General features: G+C 56.8%; 24 protein-coding genes. 11 read left to right on the top strand and 13 right to left on the bottom strand.

What is annotated here, in order from left to right; translation table 11 throughout:
* Positions 1 to 38 precede the first annotated feature (38 nt).
* Together BLU28_RS09155 and BLU28_RS09150 are read right to left on the bottom strand one after the other, a co-directional pair.
* Positions 39 to 1,043, bottom strand: coding sequence for an MFS transporter (locus BLU28_RS09155; RefSeq protein ID WP_234794393.1), 1,005 nt, complete (start codon positions 1,041 to 1,043; stop codon positions 39 to 41).
* A gap of 120 nt (positions 1,044 to 1,163) precedes the next feature.
* A complete protein-coding gene (locus BLU28_RS09150) occupies positions 1,164 to 1,520 on the bottom strand; it encodes an antibiotic biosynthesis monooxygenase (protein WP_077985878.1) in 357 nt (118 codons plus the stop codon).
* 124 nt (positions 1,521 to 1,644) lie between these two features.
* On the opposite strand from BLU28_RS09150, the gene BLU28_RS09145 reads away from it, so the two are divergent.
* Both BLU28_RS09145 and BLU28_RS09140 read left to right on the top strand, forming a co-directional pair.
* Positions 1,645 to 2,571, top strand: coding sequence for a LysR family transcriptional regulator (locus tag BLU28_RS09145; protein ID WP_022563194.1), 927 nt, complete (start codon positions 1,645 to 1,647; stop codon positions 2,569 to 2,571).
* A 151-nt stretch (positions 2,572 to 2,722) separates the two neighbouring features.
* The gene (locus BLU28_RS09140; RefSeq protein WP_022563195.1) at positions 2,723 to 3,673 is read left to right on the top strand and encodes a LysR family transcriptional regulator; all 951 of its coding nucleotides are present in this window, start codon (positions 2,723 to 2,725) and stop codon (positions 3,671 to 3,673) included.
* A gap of 21 nt (positions 3,674 to 3,694) precedes the next feature.
* Here the strand turns inward: BLU28_RS09140 and BLU28_RS09135 are convergent, their stop codons facing one another.
* The 6 genes from BLU28_RS09135 to BLU28_RS09110 form a co-directional block, all read right to left on the bottom strand.
* Positions 3,695 to 4,774 carry a serine hydrolase domain-containing protein gene (locus tag BLU28_RS09135; RefSeq protein ID WP_022563196.1) on the bottom strand — a complete coding sequence of 360 codons (1,080 nt, stop codon included), beginning with the start codon at positions 4,772 to 4,774 and terminating at the stop codon, positions 3,695 to 3,697.
* 40 nt (positions 4,775 to 4,814) lie between these two features.
* A complete protein-coding gene (locus tag BLU28_RS09130) occupies positions 4,815 to 5,804 on the bottom strand; it encodes an ABC transporter ATP-binding protein (RefSeq protein ID WP_022563197.1) in 990 nt (329 codons plus the stop codon).
* Positions 5,801 to 6,775: an ABC transporter ATP-binding protein gene (locus tag BLU28_RS09125; protein WP_077985879.1), complete on the bottom strand. Its 975-nt coding sequence runs from the start codon at positions 6,773 to 6,775 to the stop codon at positions 5,801 to 5,803. The genes BLU28_RS09130 and BLU28_RS09125 overlap by 4 nt, the downstream gene beginning before the upstream one ends.
* Positions 6,772 to 7,671, bottom strand: coding sequence for an ABC transporter permease (locus BLU28_RS09120; protein ID WP_022563199.1), 900 nt, complete (start codon positions 7,669 to 7,671; stop codon positions 6,772 to 6,774). The genes BLU28_RS09125 and BLU28_RS09120 overlap by 4 nt, the downstream gene beginning before the upstream one ends.
* A 1-nt stretch (position 7,672) precedes the next feature.
* Positions 7,673 to 8,644 carry an ABC transporter permease gene (locus BLU28_RS09115; RefSeq protein ID WP_004446060.1) on the bottom strand — a complete coding sequence of 324 codons (972 nt, stop codon included), beginning with the start codon at positions 8,642 to 8,644 and terminating at the stop codon, positions 7,673 to 7,675.
* Between the two features lie 164 nt (positions 8,645 to 8,808).
* Entirely contained in the window at positions 8,809 to 10,272 is a 1,464-nt protein-coding gene (locus tag BLU28_RS09110; protein ID WP_234794392.1) for an ABC transporter substrate-binding protein, read from the bottom strand.
* 661 nt (positions 10,273 to 10,933) lie between these two features.
* On the opposite strand from BLU28_RS09110, the gene BLU28_RS09105 reads away from it, so the two are divergent.
* From BLU28_RS09105 to BLU28_RS09090, 4 genes are all read left to right on the top strand, one after another.
* On the top strand, positions 10,934 to 12,313 hold the full coding sequence (locus BLU28_RS09105; RefSeq protein WP_077985881.1) for an enoyl ACP reductase FabMG family protein: 1,380 nt from the start codon (positions 10,934 to 10,936) through the stop codon (positions 12,311 to 12,313).
* A gap of 220 nt (positions 12,314 to 12,533) precedes the next feature.
* Positions 12,534 to 13,643: a PAS domain-containing protein gene (locus BLU28_RS09100; protein WP_006697873.1), complete on the top strand. Its 1,110-nt coding sequence runs from the start codon at positions 12,534 to 12,536 to the stop codon at positions 13,641 to 13,643.
* 11 nt (positions 13,644 to 13,654) lie between these two features.
* Entirely contained in the window at positions 13,655 to 14,080 is a 426-nt protein-coding gene (locus BLU28_RS09095) for a response regulator (RefSeq protein ID WP_045531256.1), read from the top strand.
* Between the two features lie 26 nt (positions 14,081 to 14,106).
* Positions 14,107 to 16,416 (top strand): GAF domain-containing protein, encoded by a 2,310-nt coding sequence (locus BLU28_RS09090; protein ID WP_077985934.1) that lies wholly within the window; start codon positions 14,107 to 14,109, stop codon positions 16,414 to 16,416.
* A 368-nt stretch (positions 16,417 to 16,784) separates the two neighbouring features.
* On the opposite strand, the gene BLU28_RS26870 is transcribed toward BLU28_RS09090, so the two are convergent.
* Both BLU28_RS26870 and BLU28_RS09080 read right to left on the bottom strand, forming a co-directional pair.
* Positions 16,785 to 17,339, bottom strand: coding sequence for a BA14K family protein (locus BLU28_RS26870; protein ID WP_404505716.1), 555 nt, complete (start codon positions 17,337 to 17,339; stop codon positions 16,785 to 16,787).
* A gap of 288 nt (positions 17,340 to 17,627) precedes the next feature.
* Entirely contained in the window at positions 17,628 to 17,933 is a 306-nt protein-coding gene (locus BLU28_RS09080) for a DUF1236 domain-containing protein (RefSeq protein WP_034497513.1), read from the bottom strand.
* 168 nt (positions 17,934 to 18,101) lie between these two features.
* On the opposite strand from BLU28_RS09080, the gene BLU28_RS09075 reads away from it, so the two are divergent.
* The 3 genes from BLU28_RS09075 (at position 18,102) to BLU28_RS09065 (ending at position 20,695) form a co-directional block, all read left to right on the top strand.
* Positions 18,102 to 18,497, top strand: coding sequence for a DUF1236 domain-containing protein (locus BLU28_RS09075; protein WP_004446075.1), 396 nt, complete (start codon positions 18,102 to 18,104; stop codon positions 18,495 to 18,497).
* Between the two features lie 183 nt (positions 18,498 to 18,680).
* The gene (locus tag BLU28_RS09070) at positions 18,681 to 20,051 is read left to right on the top strand and encodes a sensor histidine kinase (RefSeq protein WP_077985883.1); all 1,371 of its coding nucleotides are present in this window, start codon (positions 18,681 to 18,683) and stop codon (positions 20,049 to 20,051) included.
* Positions 20,048 to 20,695, top strand: a complete 648-nt coding sequence (locus tag BLU28_RS09065; protein WP_077985884.1) for a response regulator — start codon at positions 20,048 to 20,050, stop codon at positions 20,693 to 20,695. The genes BLU28_RS09070 and BLU28_RS09065 overlap by 4 nt, the downstream gene beginning before the upstream one ends.
* Here BLU28_RS09065 and BLU28_RS26865 read toward each other — a convergent pair.
* The 3 genes from BLU28_RS26865 to BLU28_RS09045 all read right to left on the bottom strand — a co-directional run bounded on the left by BLU28_RS26865 (position 20,680) and on the right by BLU28_RS09045 (position 23,175).
* Positions 20,680 to 21,198 (bottom strand): hypothetical protein, encoded by a 519-nt coding sequence (locus BLU28_RS26865; protein ID WP_373969109.1) that lies wholly within the window; start codon positions 21,196 to 21,198, stop codon positions 20,680 to 20,682. The two genes, BLU28_RS09065 and BLU28_RS26865, sit on opposite strands and share 16 nt — an antisense overlap.
* A 622-nt stretch (positions 21,199 to 21,820) precedes the next feature.
* Complete coding sequence (locus BLU28_RS09050; protein WP_324615467.1) at positions 21,821 to 22,240, bottom strand: aconitase family protein; 420 nt, start codon at positions 22,238 to 22,240, stop codon at positions 21,821 to 21,823.
* A 146-nt stretch (positions 22,241 to 22,386) separates the two neighbouring features.
* Entirely contained in the window at positions 22,387 to 23,175 is a 789-nt protein-coding gene (locus BLU28_RS09045) for a DUF4394 domain-containing protein (RefSeq protein WP_022563210.1), read from the bottom strand.
* A gap of 197 nt (positions 23,176 to 23,372) precedes the next feature.
* On the opposite strand from BLU28_RS09045, the gene BLU28_RS09040 reads away from it, so the two are divergent.
* Positions 23,373 to 23,918 (top strand): sigma-70 family RNA polymerase sigma factor, encoded by a 546-nt coding sequence (locus tag BLU28_RS09040; RefSeq protein ID WP_004446085.1) that lies wholly within the window; start codon positions 23,373 to 23,375, stop codon positions 23,916 to 23,918.
* Entirely contained in the window at positions 23,915 to 24,619 is a 705-nt protein-coding gene (locus BLU28_RS09035) for an anti-sigma factor (protein ID WP_004446087.1), read from the top strand. Before BLU28_RS09040 ends, BLU28_RS09035 begins: the two co-directional genes overlap by 4 nt.
* The last annotated feature ends 99 nt before the right edge of the window (positions 24,620 to 24,718 follow it).

Here is a 24,718-nt window from a genome sequence, read left to right as displayed (position 1 = left end):
TTTGCGGAAATCATGTCCCGTTCGGCTCAAATCTGACATCAAGTAGATTGCTTCGACGGAAATGCCCTCTCCTTTTCTAGGTAAGCTATAAAGTGTTCGAGCAACAGGCCACCAATGATGCCGCCGCCCGCAATCGCAAGGTTCCAGGCGGTCACGATCATGGCTTGCGCAACCTCCGACGCCTTTCCCGAGGTTTTGGCGGCAGCGGTCTGAAACAGTGTGGCTGCGCCACCGAAGGCCAATCCCCATACACCGGTTGCCAGCCAGAAGAGTGCAGGCACGGTTCCTCCGAGGCCGAAGGTCAAGGCGGCGCCAGCGAAGAGCATGATGCTTGCTAGCACAAGTTCGCGCAGCCAGCGCCCGATCAGATAGCCGACAATACCAATCCCTGCGATGGCCGTTACCCCGAACAACAGCAGAACAACGTCGAGCTTCTGAGTTAATTCCGCAGGAGCCACGAGCGGGGCGATGTAGGTATAGAGGATGTTGTGCGCCAGGACGAACAGCAACGTCACCATCAAGACAGACTTGATCCCACCTGTTGCCAATGCTCCGCTGATCGTGATCCGTTCGTTGATCGTGGTGCCCGGATAATCGGGCACCTTCACCAGTACCCAGCCGATCAAAACCACGGTCAACGCGGTCATGGCCGAGAATGTACTTCGCCAACCGATCTCGGACCCTATCAGCGTACCGGCGGGAATACCCAATGACAGGGCCAGCGGCGTACCGACCATCGCGACAGCAATGGCGCGCCCCTTGAGCTGATCCGGAACCATGCGCGCCGCGTAACCGGCAACCATCGCCCAAAGCAGGCCTGCGGATACGCCGGCAAAAAATCGCGCCAGCAGCAGGATGCCAAAACTGTCGGTGACGGATGTTATCGTATTGGCCACGGCAAAACCGGCAATGGCGCAGAGGAGAAGTGGTTTGCGGCGAAACCGCTGGGTGGCTGCGGTGAGCGGAATGGCCGCCACCAGAGACCCTATGGCGTAAACCGTGACGAGTTGGCCGATAACGGACGGGCTGACGCCAAGGTCCACGCCGTCAAAATGGTGATGAAGCCGGCCGTGGCAAGGGCAAGCAGTGCCGCCATCGGCAATCGATTGCCATCTGATCCTGCGGCCGTTTTGCGGTTGTCCGGGAACGAATGTGACATGGTGTCAGCCCGTCTTGTCCAATTTGGGCAGAACGAGATCGCCGACAGTGTATGCATGGAATTCGCTGGTGGAGACGGTGTCGAGCTTACGGAATTTTTCAACGAAAACCGGATCTGAAAAGAATTCGTCTACGTTGCCCGCCCCCTGAATTGCTTCGATATTGACCACGGTCAGCCCGTCAGTGCTCTTCGCAAGATTGCTCCACAGAAATCCGGACTTTCGTTCTGCCACGTAGTGGACCACGTCCTGAATGATTTGAAACGCTTCATCCTGCTTGCCCGGATGGGCATGAATGACATTGACGATGAAAGTTGTTGGCTCCGGGGAGATGGCAAATCCGGCGGTGAATGTCCTGTCCATATGCTTTCCTTTCGTGAAAATCAGTACCCATTGTCGGGTCCCCACTGGATACCGGCCGAGCGATAAGCGATAAACAGTCGCGTATTCCAATCAGAGCGGAAGAATATTCCTTAATGGGAGCGATATGGATAAGCTTGGGACGCTGAGTATTTTCGTTCAGGCCGCCGAAGGCGGCAGCTTCGTTGCAGCCTCTCAAAGGCTGGGTCTCTCCAGCTCCGCCGTTGGCAAGGCCATTGCGCGGCTTGAGCAGGAGATGGGGGTACGGCTTTTCCATCGCTCGACTCGCAGCATGACGCTGACGGAGGAAGGGAGCTTTTTTCTCGATACCTGTCGGCGCGTTCTGTCTGAGCTGGACAGGGCGCAGGCGCAGCTTTCAAGGTCCCACAGCGAACCTCATGGCCTGTTGCGCGTGAGTTTTCCGCTGACGGGAATGCTGCTCATGCCGGCAATATCCGCGTTCATGAAAGCATATCCCGGCATCACGCTGGATCTCGATTTTACCGACCGACTGGTTGACGTGATAGAAGAAGGTTTCGATGCCGTTGTCCGCACTGGCGAGGTGCGCGACACGCGGCTGATGAGCCGCAAACTTGGTTCTTTCCGACACCGGATCGTCGCCTCGCCTGCCTATTTGGAGAGACAAGGCATGCCGCTCGTTCCCGAGGACCTGCCAAGTCATCGCTGCATGCATCACCGATTTGCCAACTCGGGCAAACTGGAGCCATGGCCGCTGGCCAGAAGCGGCAAAGATTTGCGCATCACGCTGCCAACGACGACGGTGGCCAGCACACTTGAACCGCTTATCCACCTTGCAGAAAACGGCTTTGGCATAACCTGCCTGCCCCATTTCGCCGTGGCTCAACAGATTGAACAGGGCACGCTGGTCTCAATACTCGAAGACTTCACAGCGGAAGCGGGTGTTTTCCGCGTCCTTTGGCCGACAAGCCGTTATCTATCGCCAAAAATCCGCGTGTTCGTTGACTTCATGGCTGATAATCTTTTCGTGCCGGAAAGGGCCGCAGCTCGTGTCAACGGGCAGAAAGCCGGCTAAAGGTTTCCTCCACCCCGTTGTTTTCGGCCGGTGTCGCGCGAGCCAGGCAGCCGACGCCTGAGACCGCAAGCGAAAGGCTGCCGCCTATTTTCGCCAGGCGCGGTCCATGCCATTGTGTTCATGCACGTTTTGAAGGCTAAGGCAGGTTCGCATGCAGCGATTTTCATTGGGATCCATCGATCTCAATCTACTCAAGGTCATCTATGCCCTCGTCGTCAAAGGCAATATGACGGCAGCAGGCGAGTATATCGGTCTCTCCCAACCCGCCATGAGCCATGCGCTAAAGCGCGTTCGTGCCATCACGGGTGACGAATTGTTCCGGAAGACGTCAGGTGGTTTCGTGATGACGCGGTTCTGCGCGGAGATTTTTCCGGCAGTGCGGCGTATCATCGAAGATACCGAAACCGTGATGTTGTCACATCTCAAATTCGAACCGGAAACATCGCACCGCGCCTTCAGGATCGGAATGAACGACTATTTCTCCGTCGTACTGATGCCTCGCCTGATTGAACGTGTACAAGCACGGGCTAAGCATTGCGTGCTGGAAGTCATTCACATGCCGCGCACGGGCGTAGCCAACAATCGAAACTTTCTCCCCGTCGTCCAGGAGCATCTCGATGAAGGCACGATTGATGTCGCCGTCATGACGGCGGACAATTTTCCGGCCCGTTACCGCTGCACCTCGCTGTTTACAGAAAGGCGCGTCTGCATCATGTCGGCCACCAATCCGGCCGCGCAGAAGCCTTTGACGCTGGATGCGCTGCTGTCGCTTGGACACGTCAAGGTAACCTCCGCGCCAAGCCGTCGTGGCTGGATCGACGACCGGCTGGACGCCATGGGGCTTGAGCGAAGAGTCGTTGCCGTCGTGCCGCATTTTTCTGCAGCGGTGGCGATCATCGCCCGCAGCGATCTTGTGGCGATCATGCCGGAAAGCGTTGCGAAACTCTTCGAACGCTCGCACGAACTGCTGCTGCTGGAATCTCCCTTTGCAGAAGAAAAACAGTCGACCAGCATGATCTGGCTTGCCGAAAAGGAACGCGATCCGGCAAGTCAGTGGCTGCGGGAGCAGATTTCCGACTGTTTCATCGGGGACGCGCCCTGATGGATCAGCGGCCTTGCAGCATCATCCGGTCGTCAACTTTGCGCGGATGAAATGATCGGCGACGCCAAGGAAATTTTCCATGGTCACCGCCGGCAATTCTTCCTTGAAGCTGCCGTCATTGCGGGCAATCGCCAGATGATCAGGGATTGCTCTCCTGTTGACGAAAACCATGTCGAGCGCTGGCAGGCACAGGATGAACTGCCCGAAATGGCCGGCGGCAACACAGGCGCCCTGCCACTCCGGCGTCTCATCCGTCACCACGGGAATCCACCAGAGATAGCTGTAGCCGGCAATCCGCGACTTTTCGCTCTCATTCATGCTTTCCGCAGGAACGCGGATCTTTGTGCTTTCTGCAACCCATTCGGTCGGCATCACCTGCGTGTCGCCCCAACGACCCTGTCGGACCATCGCAAGCCCCAGCCGCGCCATGTCGCGCCCGGACAGGAAGAAGTGATAGGCAAGGTATCGCGATGCGCCCTCGTAACCCATCATCCGCTGGCGAGAAAGGTCGAAATCCTGCATTTGCATCGGGCCTGCGAAATCTTCCTCGAATGCCTTGAAGACACTGCGGCCGGTCAACTGTTCAAAAGCGGCCCCGAGAACGTTGAAATCCCAGTTGTTGTAGTGGAAATACGTGCCGGGTTTCTTCGAGCCGCGCTCGGGAATGTTCTTGGTATTGCTGCCGGGGCTCCCAGGCCGATGGTAAACGCCGGAACTGCTGATCAGAAGGTCCCGCAGCGTCGCCGTCTTTTCGATAGGCAACAGGCCGTGATCCTCATCGATGCCGAGGTCCGCCATGGTCAGATCGAGATCGATCTTTCCTTCGGCAACGGCTTTGCCCATCAGCATCGACAGGATGCTCTTGCGGGTCGAGGCGAGATAGCTCACCTCGGAAATATCACCGTAGCTATAGAGGATTTCGCCACCGGCAACCGCGATAAACGACGTGGTCGGCAAGGCCTCCAGAGCCGCATCGACTTTCGAGCGAACATCGGCGGAAAGACCGTGGTCGGCAGGATTAGCTACCTGCTTCCATTCCTGTGAGGGAAATTCCTGGCCTTGCTCGGCAGACAAATGTTCCAGAGGTGCTGAAACAGACATATTTCTTCCTTTTGCGGTTTTGGTTTTGGATTTGCCGACGTCAGTCGTTCAGATGGCAGGCGCTCTTGTGGCGCGAACCAACCGAACGCAGCTCCGGCCGCTCGACACGACAGCGTTCCATCGCCAGCGGACAACGCGGGTGGAAGTGGCATCCTGACGGCGGTGAAAGCGGGCTTGGTATTTCCCCTTCGATCGCAGAAAAACTGCGCTGCACGGGATCGAGGCTTGGTCGTTCCTGAAGAAGGGCGCGGGTATAGGGGTGATTGGGATGGGCGAACAACTCCTCGACGGTCGCCTCCTCCACGACACGGCCGAGATACATCACCACCACACGATCGGAGATATGCTCAACAACGGAGAGGTCGTGACTGATGAAGATGTAAGTCAGGTCCAGCTGTTCTCTGAGGTCGAGAAAAAGGTTGAGTATCTGCGCCTGGATCGACACATCAAGAGCCGCGACCGACTCGTCACAGATCAGCATGTCCGGTTGAACCGCAAGCGCGCGTGCGATGCCGATACGCTGGCGCTGCCCGCCGCTGAACTGGTGAGGGAAGCGGGACGCCATTGACGGATCAAGGCCGGCGCGCGCCATCTGCTGGTTGACGTAGTCATCCAGCTCCCGCGCCGTGGTCAGCCCATGATGCAGTGGCGCAGCACCAATGATCTCACGCACCCGCTGCCGCGGATTGAGGGAGGAGGACGGGTCCTGAAAGATCATCTGGACCTTCAGCCGCGCCGTCTCTGCCTCGTCGCCCTGCATGTCCTGAAGGCGCTTGTCCCGAAAGAGCACGGTTCCGTCTGACGCCTGCAGCAGACCAGCCACCACCCGTCCGAGCGTCGACTTCCCGCAGCCGGATTCACCGACGATACCGACGACTTCACCTTCTGCGACGGTAAGACTGACATCATCCAGAGCGCGGACGACGGGATTGGGGGATTTCAGGCCGATAAATTCGGCGCCACGTTCGATCAGGCCGGATTTGCGGCTGAAGCGCTTGCTGACGTTGCGGACCTCCAGTCGATTGCTCATGCTGGCGCTCCTTCCATGACGGGGTGAAAACAGCGAAGAAGTCGGCCTTCTACGGGCTCAAGCTGCGGTGGACTGAGACAGAGCTCGGTCGCTGACGAACAGCGGGGGTGAAAGGCGCAACCTTTCGGCATATTGGAAACGGAGGGCGTCGTGCCCGATATCTGTTTGAGCCTGAAACCGCGTTTGTTGTGCGCGGGAAGGCTCGCCATCAAGCCGTTCGTATAGGGATGCATGGGGCGTCGAAGCAGATCGGCCGTCTTGCCCTGTTCGGCGATGCGGCCGGCATACATGACCGAAAGGCGGTCGGCGAGGCCAGCGACAACCGAGAGGTCGTGCGTAACCCAGATGAGAGCAGTTCCCCTTTCGCGCGCGAGCTTCTGCACGATCGAGAGGATCTGCGCCTGGATGGTGACATCAAGTGCCGTGGTCGGTTCATCGGCGATAATGAGATCCGGTGACATCAAGAGTGCGATGGCGATGGCCACTCTCTGCCGCATTCCGCCGGAGAATTGATGCGGGTAGGCGCTCAGCCTCTCCTCAGGGCTTGGAATGCCGACCATGCCCAAGGCATCACGCGCCCTCTCGCGGGCCGCCTGCTTGCTGATCGTTTCATGGGCACGCACCACCTCGATCATCTGCGTATCGATACGCAGCACGGGGTTGAGCGTGGACATGGGATCCTGGAAAATCATGGCAATCCGGTTGCCGCGAATGGAGCGAAACTCCCGTTCAGAGAGCGTCCGCAGATCCCTGCCCTTGAAAAGTATCTGGCCACCCGTCACCTGCGCTGGTTTATCGATCAACCCCATGATCGACAGGCCGGTTACCGATTTCCCCGATCCTGATTCTCCCACAAGGCCCATAACTTCACCGGCCGCGAGGTCGAGATTGATGTCGTCGATAAGGGTGACGCGGCCTTCGGCGGTCACGACTTCAGTTTTCAGACCTTTGATTTCGAGCATGGCGGTCATTTCTGTGCAGCCTTCGGATCGAGCATTTGACGCATGCGGTCGCCGACGAGGTTGATCGCAAAGATGGTTACGAGCAGCGCTATTCCGGGGAAAAGCGCGATCCAGTAGGTGCCCGACAACATGAATTCATAGCCGCTGGAAATGAGGAGCCCGAGCGACGGTTCGGTAACGGGCACGCCAAGGCCAAGAAAGCTGAGCGTCGCCTCAAGCGTGATGGCGCGCGCGACCTGCATTGTCAGGAGGACCACCAGCGGCGACAGACAGTTCGGCAGAAGCTGGCGAAACAGGATATTCCGGTGGGGAAGGCGCAACGACCTTGCCGCTTCAACATATTCGCGGCGCAGTTCGGTCAGTGCGGCGCCGCGGGCGGTGCGGGCATAGGTCGCCCACTCCACGAGCACGATGGCGAAAACGACGTTGCCGACGCTTTTCCCGAGCAGCGCAAGAATGAGGAGCGCCGAAAGGATCGTGGGAAAGGAGAGCTGAAGATCGACAATGCGCATCATGGCCGTCTCCACCTTGCCGCCGACATAAGCGGCTGTCAGGCCGAAAGCGGTGCCGATGACGAAGGCGATAGCCGCCGATCCGAGACCGACGATCAGGCTGATCCGCAGACCGTGGAGAATGGCGGAGAGCATGTCGCGCCCCTGATCGTCCGAGCCGAAGACGAAGGTGAAGCCAGCGGAAGCCTCCGATCCCGGCGGCATGCGGCCATCCATGATGTCCAGTTGCATCAGGTCGTAGGGGTTTTGAGGCGATAACATCGGAGCGAAGATCGCCAGAAGGGCAATAAGGATGATCAGGATGAGGCCGATGAGCGCAAGCGGTGAGCGTGAAAACTGCCGCAGGAATTGCAGCCCGGGTCGGAATTTTGCGGAGACGGGGATAGCTTGCATGTCACTCTCCCTGAAGTCGGATACGTGGATCGAGCAGCCTGTAGGTGACATCGACGACGAGATTGATGATGACGAACATGATGACCACAAGCATGAGATAGGCCACGATCACGGGGCGATCGAGCGCGGCGATACTGTCGATGATGATCTTCCCGACGCCGGGCCAGGCAAAAATCGTTTCAGTGACAACAGAAAAAGCGATTGTCTGGCCGATATCGAGCCCGACGACGGTCACGACCGGTATCATGACATTCTTGAGGACATGAATGCCGAGTATGCGCCGTGGCGAAAGGCCCTTGGCCTTGGCAAACCGCACATATTCGCTGGACATGGCCTCGCGGACACCGGCTTCCGTCAGGCGCGTCACCATGGAAATGTTAAACAGCGAAAGGCTGATTGCCGGCAGCACCATGTGCCTGAGGCCATCCAGCGTGACGAAGGACCATGGAATGCCAAACAGGGTTTCGGTTGCACCGCGACCGGAACTCGGCAGCCAGCCCAGCTGCACGCTGAATATCATGATAAGCAGAATGGCTATCCAGAAGATCGGCAGGCTGAAACCGAAGATCGAACCGACCATGATCATGCGGGAAAATGGGCTCTCGGGCTTCCAACCCGCCATGAGGCCGAGGGGCACGCCGAAGACGAGCGACAGCAGGACGGCCGCAAAGGCAAGCTCCAACGTGGCCGGCAGGCGGGACAGGATCAGCTCGACAGCCGGCTCCTTGTAGACATAGCTGATGCCGAGATTTCCCTGGAGGACGCCTTTCAGAAACAGAAAGAACTGCTCGTAAAGCGGGCGATCAAGGCCGAGATCGGCGATCAGCCGGAGGCGGTCTTCATGCGTGGCTTCCGCCGGAAGCAGGGTTTCGATCGGGCTGCCTATCAGGTGAAGACCAACAAACACGATCACGGCCATTGCCAGAGCGACCAGTATCGCTTGCAACAGGCGCTGGATAATCCATAGGGTCATGATACCCTCAAAACATTGATGATGTGGCGCAGGCCCGCCGTTTTCGACATGCGGGCGCTGTCAGATATACCGCATTTCAGGCTTTGCCTTCTTGCAAAAGCCGCTCATCTGCGCGCAGGAGGTGACGGTGACGGATCGAAACAATTCCGATCCGTCAGGCAGACTTATTCGGATATATCCTTCACGAGCGTACGCTCATCAATCCGCGGTGCATAGGACAGGCCTTTGCGCGTAACCCAGGCATTGCTCTGCTGGTAAAGCGGTATGATGGCGCCGTCATTTACCGCAACCTTGACCGCCTCCACAAGGGCCGTCTCGCGAGCCTTGTCGTCGTAGATCGTCATCGCCTTCGCGACGAGATCATCGAGTGCCGGATTGGAGTATCCGCTGTCATTTGAAGCACCCAGTCCACGCTTCGGATCAACGGTTCCGATAACGTTCACCAACATGGAGCTTGCATCATAGGTGGCGTTACCGAGCCCCAGCAGCTTCATGGAGAATTCCGATTTGCGCGAAGAGAAGGTGGTCCATGGAAGGGCCTCCACATTCGTCTTCACGCCAATGCGCGTCCACATCTGCGCGACGGCCTGAACGACGGCAGGCGCATTGGGATAGCGGTCGTTCGGCACATGAACCGTCAGCTGGAAACCGTTCGGGAAGCCAGCATCGGCCAGCATCTTCTTGGCGCTTGTCGCGTCCGGCTTCGGTGGTTGAATGTCGTCGGTGTAGGAGAAGGCACCTTTGGGCAGCCACTGGCCGGATGCCGTGGCTGTACCTTCCATGATCTTATCGACGATACCCTGACGGTTTATCGCCACGGACAAAGCGTTGCGGACGCGTGCATCGGCAAGCGGGTTTGTCTCCAGCACTTCACCATTCGGCCCCTTTACATTGGCTTTCCAGCTCTCTCCCGAGGTCGTCGGCGCCAGATAGATCACGCGCAGACCGGGCGTGGAGACGAAGGAAAGATTTGCTGTCGACTTGAATCGCGCGATATCGGTTGCGGCGGGGGCGTCGATAATGTCGACATCACCCGCCAGAATAGCCGTGGTGCGCGCGCTGGTGCTGGAGATCATGCGGTAGGTCGCATGGTCCCAGGCCACTTTCTTGCCCCACCAGTCTGGATTGCGCTCCAGCCCAACTTCGATGCCCTGCTTGAAAGTCGAGAAGCGAAAGGCGCCGGTGCCGATTGCCGCTTTTCCGGAATTGTAGTCTGCTGTGTCCGCGCCCTCCCCGACGTGCCGGGATATGACCGCTATATTGGCAAGATCGCCCGGAAGGGTAGGCGCCGGTGCCTTCGTGGTGATGAGGACCGCAAGATTTCCATCGGTTTCGACGCTTGCGACATTTCTGATGAAACCGCCGAACCCGCCGGGGCTATTTGGAACATTTCCAGCGCGGCTGAGCGTGAAAACAACGTCATCGGCGGTGAAGGGTTTTCCGTCGTGCCATTTTACGCCCTCACGAAGGGTAAAACGCCATTTGGTTTGCGAAACGGCCTCCCATTTCGTTGCAAGGCCCTCGACAAGCTGCCCTTCGGCTGTCCGCTCGGTCAGCCTGTCGAATATCTGCATGGCGATACTGTTGTTTGGAGAGGCATTATAAAAATGCGGATCAACCGATGTCACGGTGCCGCTCAATCCTACCTTAATATCCTTCGCAATAGCCGGAGAAACCGCAAAGCTGGCGCAGGCCGCCAAGCATAGAAAAACCGCACTTTTCCTCATTTCGTTCCCTTTTTATTGATTTCTTTGAGCGATGAACCGCCTTGGCCACGTTGGCTCGTAAAGTATTATTCCGGCCTCGGCCTGATTTATCAAATGAATGTTTTTTTCATTCATCATTCGCCAGGCGAATATACGGCCGCGCCAAAATCGGTCCAGGTGATCGAGAGCAACGTGCAAGGGAACTGGCCGGTCGCCTGTAATTCGATTGTGTCAAGGACAGCCGTTTATAGACGGCGCTTCCGAGTGCTCGTGACAAGAGCAGGTTGGCGGCCGCAGAGAAATAACGCGCTGAAACCGCTTAGCGAAAATCTGTCTGCGTATAGAAAACCGGCAATATGGGTATCATGCCAACTCTTCGCCGGCAATGCTGTCGCTAGTTCGTACTGAAGCAACCGCGGGGAAGGCGGATGTAATCCCGAGGTGTTTTCGGATTGCGCGGCTCTTCACGTTTTGAAATGAGCAGTCACCGAAAATGAGTTCCCATCGGCCAACTATGCGGTCATGTCTTGCTCAGATCGTATGGGCACCTGCTCGACGAAACGCGAAGCAAAGAGTTGACAGTATGGAAAATCCGGTTGCGTTGAATCGTCTTTCCGAAAACACGATCTTCCGTAAGGGCGATGTTTTCGTACTCTTCGGCGAATTGTTCGGTCGCGGGTACGCCACCGGCCTGCTAGACGAAGCCAGACGGGCTGGAATGGAGATCGTGGGGATCACCGTCGGACGGCGCGACGAGAATAACGCCCTGCGGCCGCTCGACGCCGAGGAACTGTCTTCTGCGGAGGCCCAGTTGGGCGGTAGGATCATCAACATACCGCTTATGGCGGGTTTCGATCTCGATGCGCCAGCAGGTGGCCCGACTCCAACCGATCTTCTGGCAAAGATGACGCTTGAGAGCTGGGAACACGACAGGCTCGACTGGGACTATGTCGAGCACTGCCGTGACATTGCCACTGCGCGTTTCAAGGCGTCGCTGTCAAAGGTCATGACCGCTCTGGACGGAATGATCGCTAATGGCCGCAATGTTTTCTTCGCCCACACAATGGCCGGCGGCATTCCGAAGGCGAAGACATTCCTGGTCGTCGCCAATCGAATCTACAAGGGAACCGGCCCCCGCCACATGTCTTCTCAGACGCTGCTCGACAGCGATATGGGAAAGCTCATTCTGCAGAATTTTGACGATGTTTCTGCGAACACCTTTCGCCATCTCATCGACTTCAGCACAGCGATCCGCGAGCGCATCGAAGCCTCGGGCGGACAAGTGCGATATACGGCCTATGGCTATCACGGATCGGCGGTCCTGATCGATGGGAGCTATCGTTGGCAAACCTATACCAACTACACCCAGGGATATGCGAAGATGCGTCTCGAAGGCATCGCCGAGGATGCCTGGGCGAAAGGCATTAAGGCAACCGTCTACAACTGCCCTGAAATCCGGACCAATTCGTCCGACGTGTTCACCGGTATCGAGCTGCCCCTGATACCGCTGCTGCTTGCGTTGAAGAAGGAAAACGGGAGCGAATGGGCCGACGAACAATGGCAGGCCTGCGAGCAGCTACTCATGGACGGCTTAACCATGAACGATGTTTTCCGGAAGATCACCGACATGCAGGCCAGCGAGGTCATGCGTCCATTCTATGATTTTTCGGCATGGCCCATGGCAAACAGCCAGGCGCAGGCCGATTTGACCATCGGCACGTCAAACGAGATCACCCGGATGCATCGGGATGGCAAGACGATGATTAGTGATCTCCTGAGCAGTCTCGTTGTGACTGCAACAGGGCAACTGATCTTTGGCGAATCGTCTGAACCCGCGGGTCCCGTCCTATGGCTCAACCACGATATTGTTGCCCGGCGACTTAACGCTTCCAACCCGCATTCTAAGTCTTCTGCGCCGCTCGTCGCTCAGGGGACGGCATCCCCGCATCCTGAGATGGCGTGACGGCGTCCCCAACCTGGCTTGGAAACTAGGTGTCTTGGCCTGGAGCGACAAATCCCGCCAGGGGAACGCCCCTCCAATTGGTACCGTGTACTGGCAGCTTGTCGCAGGCGTCATAAGAAGCGAGTCCGTTGGAGCATCGGAGAAGGGCTCTTTTTTCCGCGACATTGGAACAAAATCGGAAGTGGCCCATTTCATCGGCGTACAATTCTCAGGGCGCTGAATGATCGACAACCAGAACTCCCGGCAGGACGCCAAAGACGCCGGTGAGCGTCTTGTGTCAGCGCATGCATCAGAAGATCCGTTTGCGGCCGCATTCAAGGCCACCCGCATGCCGATGCTGATTACGGACCCACGGCAGCCGGACAATCCCATCATTTTCTGCAACAAGGCGTTCTGCACCCTCACCGGCTACGAGGTTGGCGAGCTAATTGGACGCAACTGCCGACTCCTGCAGGGACCACAGACCGATCCGGACGCCGTCACCAAACTTCGTGACGCCGTTGCATCGCAAAAAGACATTGCCGTCGATATCCTCAACTACAGGAAAGATGGATCCAAATTTTGGAATGCACTTTTCGTAAGCCCGGTGCGCGACGTGTCCGGAGCCGTGATCTACTTTTTCGCCTCGCAGCTCGACTTCACCAATATCAAGAGTAAGGAAGCCGAACTCGCCCGCGCCCGGCACATTGCCGAGGAAGAAGTGGCGCTCAGAACGGCCGATCTGACCGAGGCCTTGCGCGCAAAAACCGCGCTCGTGCATGAGGTCGACCACCGCGTGAAAAACAATCTTCTGACGATCGCTTCCATCGTCAAGCTCCAGGCGCGAATGACAGACAACGAGGTCGTCGAGCGGACACTGATGTCCGTGCTGAACCGCGTCGAAGCACTGAGCACCGTTCAGCGCAAACTTCTGAACGATGAGGATGTTGGCCATTTCGACGTGGCGGATTTCGCCAACACCCTGATGCTGGACAAAATCGGTGCCTTGAAACGGACCGATATCAGTCTCACGACAGACCTTCACGAGGTCGTGGTTCCAGCAACCAAGGCATCTCCTCTGGCCTTGATCATCAACGAACTCATTGGAGACGCGATTGGCCGGGGACTGAAAGAAGGCGGTGGTGAACTGCATCTGGAAGTGAAGCGACTCAACGGTCACTTCCTCATTCGGGTCGTTGACACCGTTGTCCCGGTGGAAGTGGATAGCGAACAAGCCGCCTTCAGCAAGAAGATGCTGGAAGCGTCACTAAAGCAGTTGCGTGCAACGATCGTAAGGACCGTCGATGGTCGCCGTACTGACGTGCGGGTCACGCTCTCTGTAAAAGACTGAAAGGATATCGCGTGAAAATCTTGATTGTTGAAGACGAGGCTTTGCTGGCTATGGAGCTTGAGAGCGAGGTCGAAGAGGCCGGGCACGAGATCGTCGGCGTCGCCGCCGAAAGCAAGCAGGCTCTATCCTTGATCGAAAAGTCCTCGCCACAGTTCGCCTTTGTGGATATTCAGTTGCTGGACGGTCCCACGGGTATCGACGTCGGCCGTCACCTCGCGTCCCGTTCGATTCCCTATGTCTTCGTTTCCGGAAATCTGAAGCGGATTCCTGAGGATTTTGCGGGCGCCCTTGGTGCGATCGAAAAACCTTACACCATGAACGGACTGCAAAATGCGCTGGAATTCATCAACACCATTGTGAACGGTGAGCACCAATCCGTCACCGCGCCTCCAAGCCTCGTTTTGTCACCCCGTTTGCTCGCCGCTCTGTCGGCGTGAAACGCATCCGTGATTAGGGATTGACCTTGAACTCACCATCTGAACGCATTGAAGCCGTTCGCAATTCTGGTTTGCTTGATGTTCAGGGCCAATCCGAATTCCAGGATATTATCGAGGTTGTCAAAGCCGGGCTGAAATCTCCGGTGGCACTGATTTCCATTCTTGATGAGCACCGGCAGGTCTTCATCGCCCATCTCGGCCTTCCGGAAAAATGGGCCGAGGCGGCAGAAACGCCGCTGACGCATTCCTTCTGCCAGCACGTGGTTCGCGACAAGATACCCCTCATTATCGGGGATGCGACGCTCCACGACCTCGTCAGGGACAATCTGGCCATCACCGATCTCGGCGTGATTTCATACATGGGTGTTCCGGTCACCATGCCGGATGGCCTGGTAATCGGTGCGCTCGCGGCAATCGACGGAGAGCCGCGAAACTGGACCGAAAGCGAGCTGGAGTTGCTGAGCCGGATCGGGCGCGTCGTCTCCAATCAAATTGCGACCTTCCTCTCCGAGCGTCGATGGGGAACGCTCTTTCAACAGCTGGAAGAAGGCATCGTCGTCGGCTCCGTGATCCGCGATCTTGAAGGATCGATCATCGACTGGCGGTTTGATACAATCAACCCGGCCTGGAGTGTTCTCCTTGGCTTGCCCGGAGATGGTGTCCCGGGCCGAACAATGCGGGATGTCTTCCCCGACTTCGAGGAAGAATGGATTTCCGATGTCGCCGAAGCGATGGAGACCAGGCAAAGCAAGCGTTTCACTCGAAAGATTCGCTCCCTGGATCGCTGGTTCGACGGCTATGTCCAGGCGACTGGCAACGATAAATTCGTCATCATCTTCGTTGACGTCACCGATCGGATGCGGGCGGTGGAGGCGCTACGCAACAGCGAGACGAAGCTGCGACTGATCGTCGAAGGTGCCAAGGATTACATTATCTTGACGCTTGATGAAAACCACCGCATCACCAGCTGGTTCGGCGGCGCGGAGGAGACTTTCGGCTGGTCGGAAGCGCAGATGCTCGGCAGACCGTTCGAAGAAATTTTTACACAGGAAGATCGGGCGGCGAATATTCCGCAGTTTGAGATCGAAACGGCGGGCCGCGACGGTGTTGCACTTGATCGCCGATGGCATCTTGCCGCCGATGGTACGCGGGTTTTTCTTGACGGCACCATACGCCCGATGCCCAATCACTCCTCATCCCATCTTTCCGGCTTCATCAAGGTTGCGAGAAACGCGACAGCCCAAAAGCTGTCGGAAGACCGGCAGCTCGCTTTTCTGGAGCTGGGCGAAAAGATCCGCGAACTCGACTCGGTCGCCGAGGTCGCTTTCGCAGCAGCGGAAATCATGGCTCGAAACCTGCAAGGGGCAACGCGGGCCGGTTATGGCATCGTCGATCCGATCGCCGAGACCGTGGAGATGCTGCCTGACTGGCGCGCGCCCGGGATGTTCACCGTTGCCGGCCAGCATCAATTTCGCGATTACGGTTCCTATATTGAAGACCTGAAGCGTGGCGAACTGGTCATCATAGCTGACGTTGCGGCCGATCCAAGAACCTCGGCGTCAGCGGAGCTTTTGAACTCGCTGGGCATCTCCGTCCTCGTTAACGTCCCTATTCTTGAGCGGGGCGCTTTCGTCGGCGTCATGTTTGTGCATTACGAAAAGCCGCACGAATTTTCTTCAGAAGAACGGGATTTCGTGCGGACGATTGCCGATCGCACCCGCGAAGCAATATCGCGGATCCGTGCGGAACAGGAACAGCAGGTTCTCAACCATGAGATAAGCCATCGGCTGAAGAACACGATGGCGATGGTTCAGGCAATTGCGACCCAGACCCTTCGGCCCGTCACCGACAGAGCGCCCGTCGAAGCGTTTGCCAGCAGGCTGCACGCACTTTCAAAAGCGCATGAAGTACTGCTCACTCACGACTGGTCATCGGCGCGTATGATGACCGTGATCGATACCGCACTTCGACAACTCTCTCTTCCGGATCGTTACCGTCTGTCAGGTTCCGACCTTGAAATCGGGCCGCGGACTGCGCTCAGCCTTGGCCTTCTCATGCACGAACTTGGCACCAACGCCCTGAAATATGGCGCGTGGTCGAGCGACGGTGGAAAGGTCATCGTGACCTGGAGGGTTGAGCCCGTCGGTGGCGATGGCATGGTTGTTGTGGAGTGGAACGAACAGGACGGCCCGCCGGTGGAACTGCCGTCGGCAAAAGGGTTTGGATCGAAGCTGATCCGCATGGGCCTTCTGGGAACCGGGGGCGTCGAGATCAATTACGATCCTGACGGACTGCGCGTGACCATGCAGGCGCTGGTTTCACAGCTTGAGCAGTGACATCGAGCCGAAGCCATGATGAGGGGCAACCATGATCGGCAAACCAGTTTTCGACCGACCGTCCACGGCTGCCGACTGCAACTGTCAGCCCCAGGGCTCACCGGTGAAATACCTGCTAGTTTAGCGCTGAACCCGCAGTTAAGGATGTAGCCGAACAGCGCCAATTTGGCTCAGCAAGCACTTTGAACGTGGCCTTCGCCCGGCGCATCGGCATTCCCTCCTCCTCAATACGCCCTCATGACAGCGCGCAACGGCGAGGGGAAGGAGACAACCAATGGAATTCAGACAATGATGTTGGAGTATCGGCAATTTCTTGGCTGGCTGGCCTACTGAAAGAGCCGCCATCGAGGACGGCAGAGGTCGTCTGTCTAATTGGGAACCTGTTGGGCGAGTAGAGTTGTCCGGTAGCGCTGATCTGGCGTTTCTAGACCAGATTGGCACTTTCTCCTCGGACCTGAAAACGGCTGATAAGAATTGTCCTCAGGCTGGTAAGACCGATACCGGCTCATACACCAGGCAACATGGTCGTCGTTCAGCGAGGCGATTTGTGGTCGCTTCTCCGTCTCGACCAGATCTATCGGTGGGACGCAGCGCCTGCGTGGCCCGCCACTGAAGGGTTGGTAACTTTTATCGGCCTTCACATACGACCGGTATTTGCGGGAGCACCATTCATCTGATTTGTGCTCCGCGACATCAATCCCAGTCGCTTTTCCAAGCGGTAGACCGCTATCTTGTATGGATGGCTTGCTTCGCGGGACATCATTGGAAGCGAGGAGCGCGTCATCAACGTCGGACGGTAAACGCTCATAGGCTTGCTCATTTGGATCAACACGCTTGACCTGCGTGGTCCACAAGGGCTCCTCATTTACATCAAGAATGACAGGTGGCTGGGACTGCGACCTGAGATCGGACGCAATCCTCATTCCACCGCCAACAACGGGTAATGAGCAGAGAAACAGTAGGGAGCCGACGATAACGTTTTGCATGGCGCATCACTAAAAAGCATCGAAATATCGCCAGAGCAGCAGGACGGAAAATTTCGTGCCGCTCGGCACACGGGTAGCCGATCAAATTGTTGGTCGCGCCACCGCGACCAACGCTGAGTGGCCGGGAAAGCTGTCAGATCGTAAAACGTAGATGATCTTACAGCCTGCAGGATCGATGAACGACGACGTGACATCTCGCCTCCATCGATCGCCCGGGTTACCGGCTTAGTTCATGATCCTGATGACCTTGCGGGTGCCGGGATCGACGATCGCGGTCTTTCCGTTAACGACGACGTAGCTGTAGGTGACATCCGGTGCATCAATCCTGTGCAGCTCCACCGTTTCCGGAAGGGCAGTGCCAACCACGACATCGACATTTGGCACATCCACTGAGGTGACCGTGTGCGCAGTCACGTATTTTTGGATCACAACTTCCTGTTCCGGGCTGATCACGACGGTCTGCGCGTGCAGAACGCTCGACGTGCCCATGACGATCATTGCAGCCGTCATTGCGAGGACTCGGGTTTTCATATCATTCCACCTTGGCAAGTGTTGCTTTTTGCCTGCGGTTGCAGGTGGGATTTCAAGCAAATTGCGCGGAAAGTGTTCCAGACAGGGCACAAAGTCCTATGCCCGGAACTGATGCAGATCGAAAAATATTGTTTGGCTGTAGAAATTCTGCCCGAAGGAGGAACACCCATGCAGATGAAACAGCTTTCTTTCCTGACGTTCGCAATACTGGTCGCCGGCGGAGCTCAGGCTCAGGAATCGACTGTAACCGGCGCCGCTGGCGGCGCGATTACCGGGGCAATCGTAGGCGGCCCGGTCGGCGCAGCCGTTGGTGGCGTCGTGGGCGCCGTCGCAGGCACAGCTATCGATCCGCCGCCCCCGCGCGTCGTTACCTATGTTCGGGAGGCTCCGATGCCGGCCGAGACAGTTGTCGTGAAGGAAAAGGTCGTTGTGGGCGAGCCGCTTCCTTCGACTGTGGTCATTCATCAGGTTCCGGACGAACCGAAATATTCTTATGCCATCGTCAACAAGCAGCGAGTAATCGTTGAACCGACCACGCGCAAAGTCGTGCAGGTTATCAACTGATGGCATTGCCTGCCGGGTTTTCTTCCCGGCAGGCCTTTTCCTAGGGGAATAAATTAGTATTTTCAGAAATAAAAATCTTCATGCCTTTAGGCTTCGCTTTCCGTCCTCGAGATCATAATTTACTGTTGTCTGAAGTTCGCTGGGCTGACCCTCGGCGGCAAAGTCACAGGCACGCGTGTCACTATGTCAGGTCGCACAATCACTCGTCTTTCATCGAAGACCTTGGGCTCATTGTCACTCGCCCAACAGTTTTTCCTCGCCGGCGGTCTTGTTACGTTGGGTGCGACGGTTTTGATTGGATTGCTGGTGACAGATCAGATTGTTGAGACTGCAACAAGGAATGCAGGCTCGACAACCGCGCTTTACGTCGACAGCATCATTGCGCCTATCCTGCCGGATCTTACCCGTGCGACAAAACTTGACGATTCCATCGAACGAACGCTGGATGAAACTCTGGGACAGGGTGCACTGGGCAGACGACTGGTTTCCTTCCGGCTGTGGACGAAAGACGGAACTATTATCTACTCGAACGACAAGCGGCTGATGAACATGGTGGTGCCGCCTGGCGAAAACAGGACGAAAGCGTTCGCCGGCGAGCTCGTCGCAAATTTCGAAGAGGCAGGAGACCCAGAGAGCGACGCGGAGCGAGCGCTCGGGGAACCCCTCCTGGAGATATATAATCCCGTCTTGCAGCCATGGTCCGGAGAGGTGGTTGCCGTCGCAGAGTTTTATGAGCGGGCAACGGATCTTGAAAAAAGCCTGGCGCGAGCGCGCTGGAAGAGCTGGATCGTCGTCATCGCGGTTGCCTCTGCATTTTTCGCCGTTCTTTCCACAATTGTGCTCAAGGGCAGCAGGATGATCCGGCATCAACTGCGTGAGATCGAGGACCTGGCGCGTCGCGTGCAGAAAGGATCGCAGCGCACGGTGGCCTTGAACGAGCGGCTGTTGCGCAAGATCGGTGCCGATCTGCACGATGGGCCTGCACAGCTCATCGCCTACGCAGCACTGCGGGTGGACAGCGAGAAGCTCGTCAGCGACCAGACAAGTCGGAATGAACGAGAATCCGAGACGACATCGATCAAGGCCAGTCTGGATGAAGCTATCCGGGATATCCGCAACATCTGCCGCGGCCTTGTTTTGCCGGATATAGAAAATCTGCCCATCGAAGACGTTGTTGGTCGGGCGGTTGAACATCATCAGTCCCGTGCTGGCACGCGAATAACGACCTCAATTGAGAATGTGAACGCGCAAGTCGGAGTTCCCGTTAAAATCTGCGCTTATCGGTTCGTCCAGGAGGGTCTGAACAACGGTTGGCGCCACGCAGCATCAACAAATCAATGCGTGTCACTACGACAGGAAGGCACAGAGATCGTCGCTACTGTTTCAGACGGCGGCAGTGGTTTTTCGTTCGACGAGATTGGACCCGATTGCATCGGGTTGTCAGGCCTTAAAGAACGAATTGAAAGTCTGGGAGGCCGTTTCGAAGTGCAGACATCGGCACGCGGAACGCACCTCACCATGAGACTGAACACCGTCGATGTGAGCGATCCATGACAGAAAATATAAAGGTCGTCATCGTTGATGATCACCCGATGTTTCGCTCGGGTGTATCGCAGAGCCTGAAAGAGTGTGGTTTCGACGTCCTGGGTGAAGGAGAAAACGCCGACGAGGCACTAGCCCTTGCGACCAGATTAGCGCCGGACATCATCCTCCTGGATATCTCGATGCCCGGCAACGGCCTAGCGGCGATCAAATCCATATTGAGCCTGTCTCCGTCCATTCGAATTCTCATTCTCACAGCATCTGAGAGCGTGGATGATCTTCAGACAGCAATCCAGTCGGGCGCGGCGGGATACGCCTTGAAAGGCGTCGGCTCTCGTGAGCTGGTACAGATGCTGCGGACCATCGCAGACGGCGGGCGTTACATTCCACCCGAACTGGGCGCCAAGTTGCTGGCTGAAAGAAAGGCCGCATCGGAACTGATCGAGCAGCGTCAGGATCTGAGCAGAAGAGAGCGGCAAGTCATGGACCTCATCGCCATCGGAATGAGCAACAAGCTTGTCGCCCGCAAACTGGGTCTCCACGAGAAAACGGTGAAGCATCACGTGACAAGGATTTTTGCCAAGTTAAAGGTCAGCAATCGCACGGAGGCGGCACTTCTTTGGAGAGATCGTATCTCTGCTCAGCGTGAGCCCTGAAACCTTAAACGATCCTTGACCGTCGCAAGCCGATCAACGATGACACGGCCCTTATTGTCGCGCATCGAATACCGGCCTTTTCGTAAAGTCTCGGTGATGCCATTGGCGTGACGCACTTCGAGAGCCTGGCCAGACTGCTGAACGCCAGCCCGGTTCTGACCGGAATTTCCGGCTGCTCCAGGATCTGGTGCTTTCCCGCTTCCGCTCTCTTTTCCGTTCCCTTTGCCACCTCCATTTCCATGTCCGCCATCATTGCTGCCACCGTTGCCGTTGCCGCCACCGTTTGCGCTTCCGTTTCCGCCGCTGTTACTACCGCCATTCCCGTTTCCATTGCCGCCGCCGTTGTTTCCTCCGCCATTGCCACCGTTATTCCCGTTACTGTTGCCGCCGCCATTACCTTGAGCGACAGCAACCCGAACACCAGCGGCCTGCAAGAATTGGACAGCGATCAACGCAACCACGGGCCGTCCGACCATGGGAAAGGTGAAGAGGTACTTAAGCATGTTTCTTCTTGTACGCACTCCGTTCTCCATATCTGCCGTCCTGCCGGAATGGACGCGAACCAATTATCTCTGCACAGGCTGCCAGAGTTTGGCTCAGTTGAGAACTGACCTGGGGTAGTCTTGAACCCGCTTGTTCTGAAATAATCGCCGTCTGAAAGCGACTGACGTGATGGTTGCACAAGATCCGCGCATAAAACAATGTGAAGAAACCCCGCACTTTCCCGCTGGTCCAGCGCGACCAAAAAAGCAACGTCGTCTCAAAAGTAAGCGTCAGCAGCTCCCGTCCGTATCGCTTTTCGGATGAGCATCGAGCTGCTTCTGGTGGCATCTCTTCAACATTTTGTCGATCAGAGCCCTGTCTCCGTTACAGTGATCCAGAATGTCGACTGCCTTCGAAATGCTCAGAGAGTATTTTTGTTGAAGTTGCTCAACGGTGTAAGGCTCAGGTCGTAAGCTCTGGTCCATCTTATCCTCTTTACGTTCTGCAATCAGATGCTGTGCGATCGATTGCGTATCCGAGACGCCGGGCGCGAAATGCGCCCATGATTGGCTTGTGTCGAGTTCTCCGGATCGTTTCCGGCTGGAGTTCCTCGAGCGACAACTTCCAAACAATCAACACTCATTATGCGGAGGGGTTCATCGATTGGGACTTAGTGCCCAAATTTGGGTGGGACTTATTCGACCGGAACGGAAGGAGGCCTTTTTCCTCAAAGCCGATCCTCGCACGGTGCGGGTGACATTCGCACCACCCCCAAGCCCAAAGCTTCCAGATCGGCAGGAAGCCCGCGCGGCGGAGATATCGCTCCGCGGTAAGCGAGCCTCGCGCCAGTGAGGTCTCGACCCATTCCGCTGGCTGAATGCCAAGCTCCGTCGCTTTCCAGGCGCGCAAGCCAGCGCAACTAGCAAACGGGGGATACGAAGTATTTGTACAGCTGGTAATTGCGGCGATCGCAACTGCGCCATGATTCGGGCTACTCTCGACAAAAATGGCCAGCACTTCTCGCATGTTGAGGATTGCATCGCGAGTGCCGCAGACCTGGATCTTGTCCTGAGGTCGGCAAAAACCTGCAAGGCTCGGCTCGACCGTTGACAGGTCGAGCTCGCAAGGACAATTGAGGCCTGATTACTTGAAGAGTAAATCGGACGGAGGCAGATTGCCGGTCATCAGCCTCCGCCCGTCTTCCTGTGTCACATTTCGGGAAGAACAGCGATGTCGCGGACTTCGTTGTCCGTGCCGGTGATAGCGCCTACTTCGGTAGCGTTGCCGGTATCGAGATTAACGGTGTAAAGCATTTTGTTTGCAGCGAGATAGGCAGTGTTCTTTCCGGCTTCCGTGCCCTGAATGTCAAAAGCATAGGTGGCTGGCTTGTCTTTGAAACCCAGCTTGCCAATTGCTTTCAAAGTGCCGTCATTCGGCTTGGTCTGCTGGATCAAGGCGCCAATCGTCGCATCGATATTGTACATTGCGGTCTTTTCAGGCTTGCCGATGGAGTTGGTATAGGCGGCTGCGACAATGTTCGGCGTCTCGCCCTTGTGCATGTCACCATCTTCGAAGGCCAGGACACCGTCGACCGTCACTGCACCGGTGTCAGGATGGACACGGTGGTTGGTGGTGCCAGTCATGAAACGAAGACGATCAGCCACCGGATTGAAATCGACGACGATCGGAGCCTGTGTCACCGTCAGCGTCTTGTCCATTTTTGCGAGATCAGTGGCAGCACCGCTTTCAAGGTTGATGGTAACGATACGATGGTCCGCAGTAACACCGATCACTGTCTTGTTGGCGGGGCGGTAATCAATGCCGACGAGCTTATCGACGCCGGTTACTTCCATGGTCTTTGTAACGGCGGGCTTCGCGGTATCGAACATGACAAGTGTTTTGTCACTCGTCAGCCCGAGAACGGGTGCCGAAAAGGCTGTCGATGCCATGGCAGCAAAGGCGGCGGAGGCGGTCAGTGCGAAAAGGATGGTCTTCATGTCTTTCTCCCGTGCGTTTAACATTCGAGAAGGCGTCAGGCACTCGGCGCTTGACCCTTCATCATTGAAGACACCGCAAGGGAGGCGAATGGATGCAGGTCGTAAAAATAATTCTCAGGATGCATCCATTTGATCGCCGGATGGGTATAGTTCGTGAAAGCTGACGATTTTCACCGCTGGATCATGGAAGGATATTAATGGGTTCCGGGCCGGACGATCTGGATAAGGCGCTTGCTGCCTGCGCTAAGGGTGACCGTTCGGCATTACGCCGAATTTTCGATCAGGAGGCCGGGCGGTTGGTCGCCGTGGCGCAACGCATCGTTGGACGTCGCGAACTTGCCGAAGAGGTCGTGCAGGAAGCCTTTATCCGAATATGGACCCACGCTTATCAATACAGTGCGGACCGTGGCTCCGCGCGCGGATGGATTTATGCCATTGTTCGAAACAGAGCGCTCAATCTCCTGCGGGATGGCAAACTTGAACATTCGGTCGAAGAGGTAGAAGCGCTTCAGGAAGCCGAACAGGCAGACGCGATCATGGGTGCGTGGCACCGTCTGGACACACAATCGCGCCTGCGCGAATGCCTGGGATCGCTCGATGAGACAAAGCGGCACGGTATTCTGATGGCCTATGTTGGAGGCTATTCTCACGGCGAGATCGCCGGAAGGCTGCGCGTTCCACTTGGCACAGCGAAATCCTGGATCAGGCGCGGGCTTCTGACGCTTCGGGAGTGCATGGGATGATCTACGACCGCAAGGATATACCGAACCTCGCTGACGAGTATGTGTTGGGCTTGACCGAAAGCACCGCCGCCGCGGAAATCGAGGACGCCATGGAACGAGATTCCGAACTCAAGGCCGCGATTGCTGCAAGCCGTGAGCGTTTCCTGCCGCTCGACACCGCTATCACACCGGCAACCGTCAACGAGAGCCTGTGGCATCGCATTGAATCTGGGCTGACTTCGCAGCCTGTGACCCGCTACATGTCTGTTTCCACGCTCGCGAATGACAATAACAGCAAAGGCTGGAAGATCGCTGCGCTTTCGTCAATTGCCGCCGCATTGTTGCTTGCCATCGGTCTTGGATACAGCCTCATTCACAAGGCGGAGCCGCTTGTCGTCGCCGTTTTGATCAATGAGGCTGGAGATATTCAGGCGGTTGTCGAGGACTTTGGCGATGAACGGGCGATGATCCGTATACTGGCCGACTTTGCGGTGCCGAACGATAAGACGATAGAGGTATGGACGCTTCCGTCTCGAGAAATTGGGCCTGTTTCGCTCGGATTGCTGAAAGGCGTTCGCTCGGCTCGCCTTGATGGACCCGCATTGCCCACCCCGCGTGACAACCAGCTATACGAGATCACGCTCGAACAAGCGGGAGGATCGCCGACAGGCAGACCGACCGGACCGATCTTGGCCAAAGGGCTGGCGAAATTTCCGCGATGAAATCCACCGTCTGAGCGTTGCTTCAGCGCCTCATCCGACAGGCGGTTTTTGTCCCATCTGCTTGCTTTCCAAATTTCCAGGAACATTGGCCCTGGTCTG

Origin of the sequence: Agrobacterium pusense, assembly GCF_900102105.1 — a bacterium.
GTDB classification, from domain to species: Bacteria; Pseudomonadota; Alphaproteobacteria; order Rhizobiales; family Rhizobiaceae; genus Agrobacterium; species Agrobacterium pusense.
Note: the sequence above shows the minus strand (reverse complement) of the source record. Positions and strands in the feature narration are given on the sequence as shown.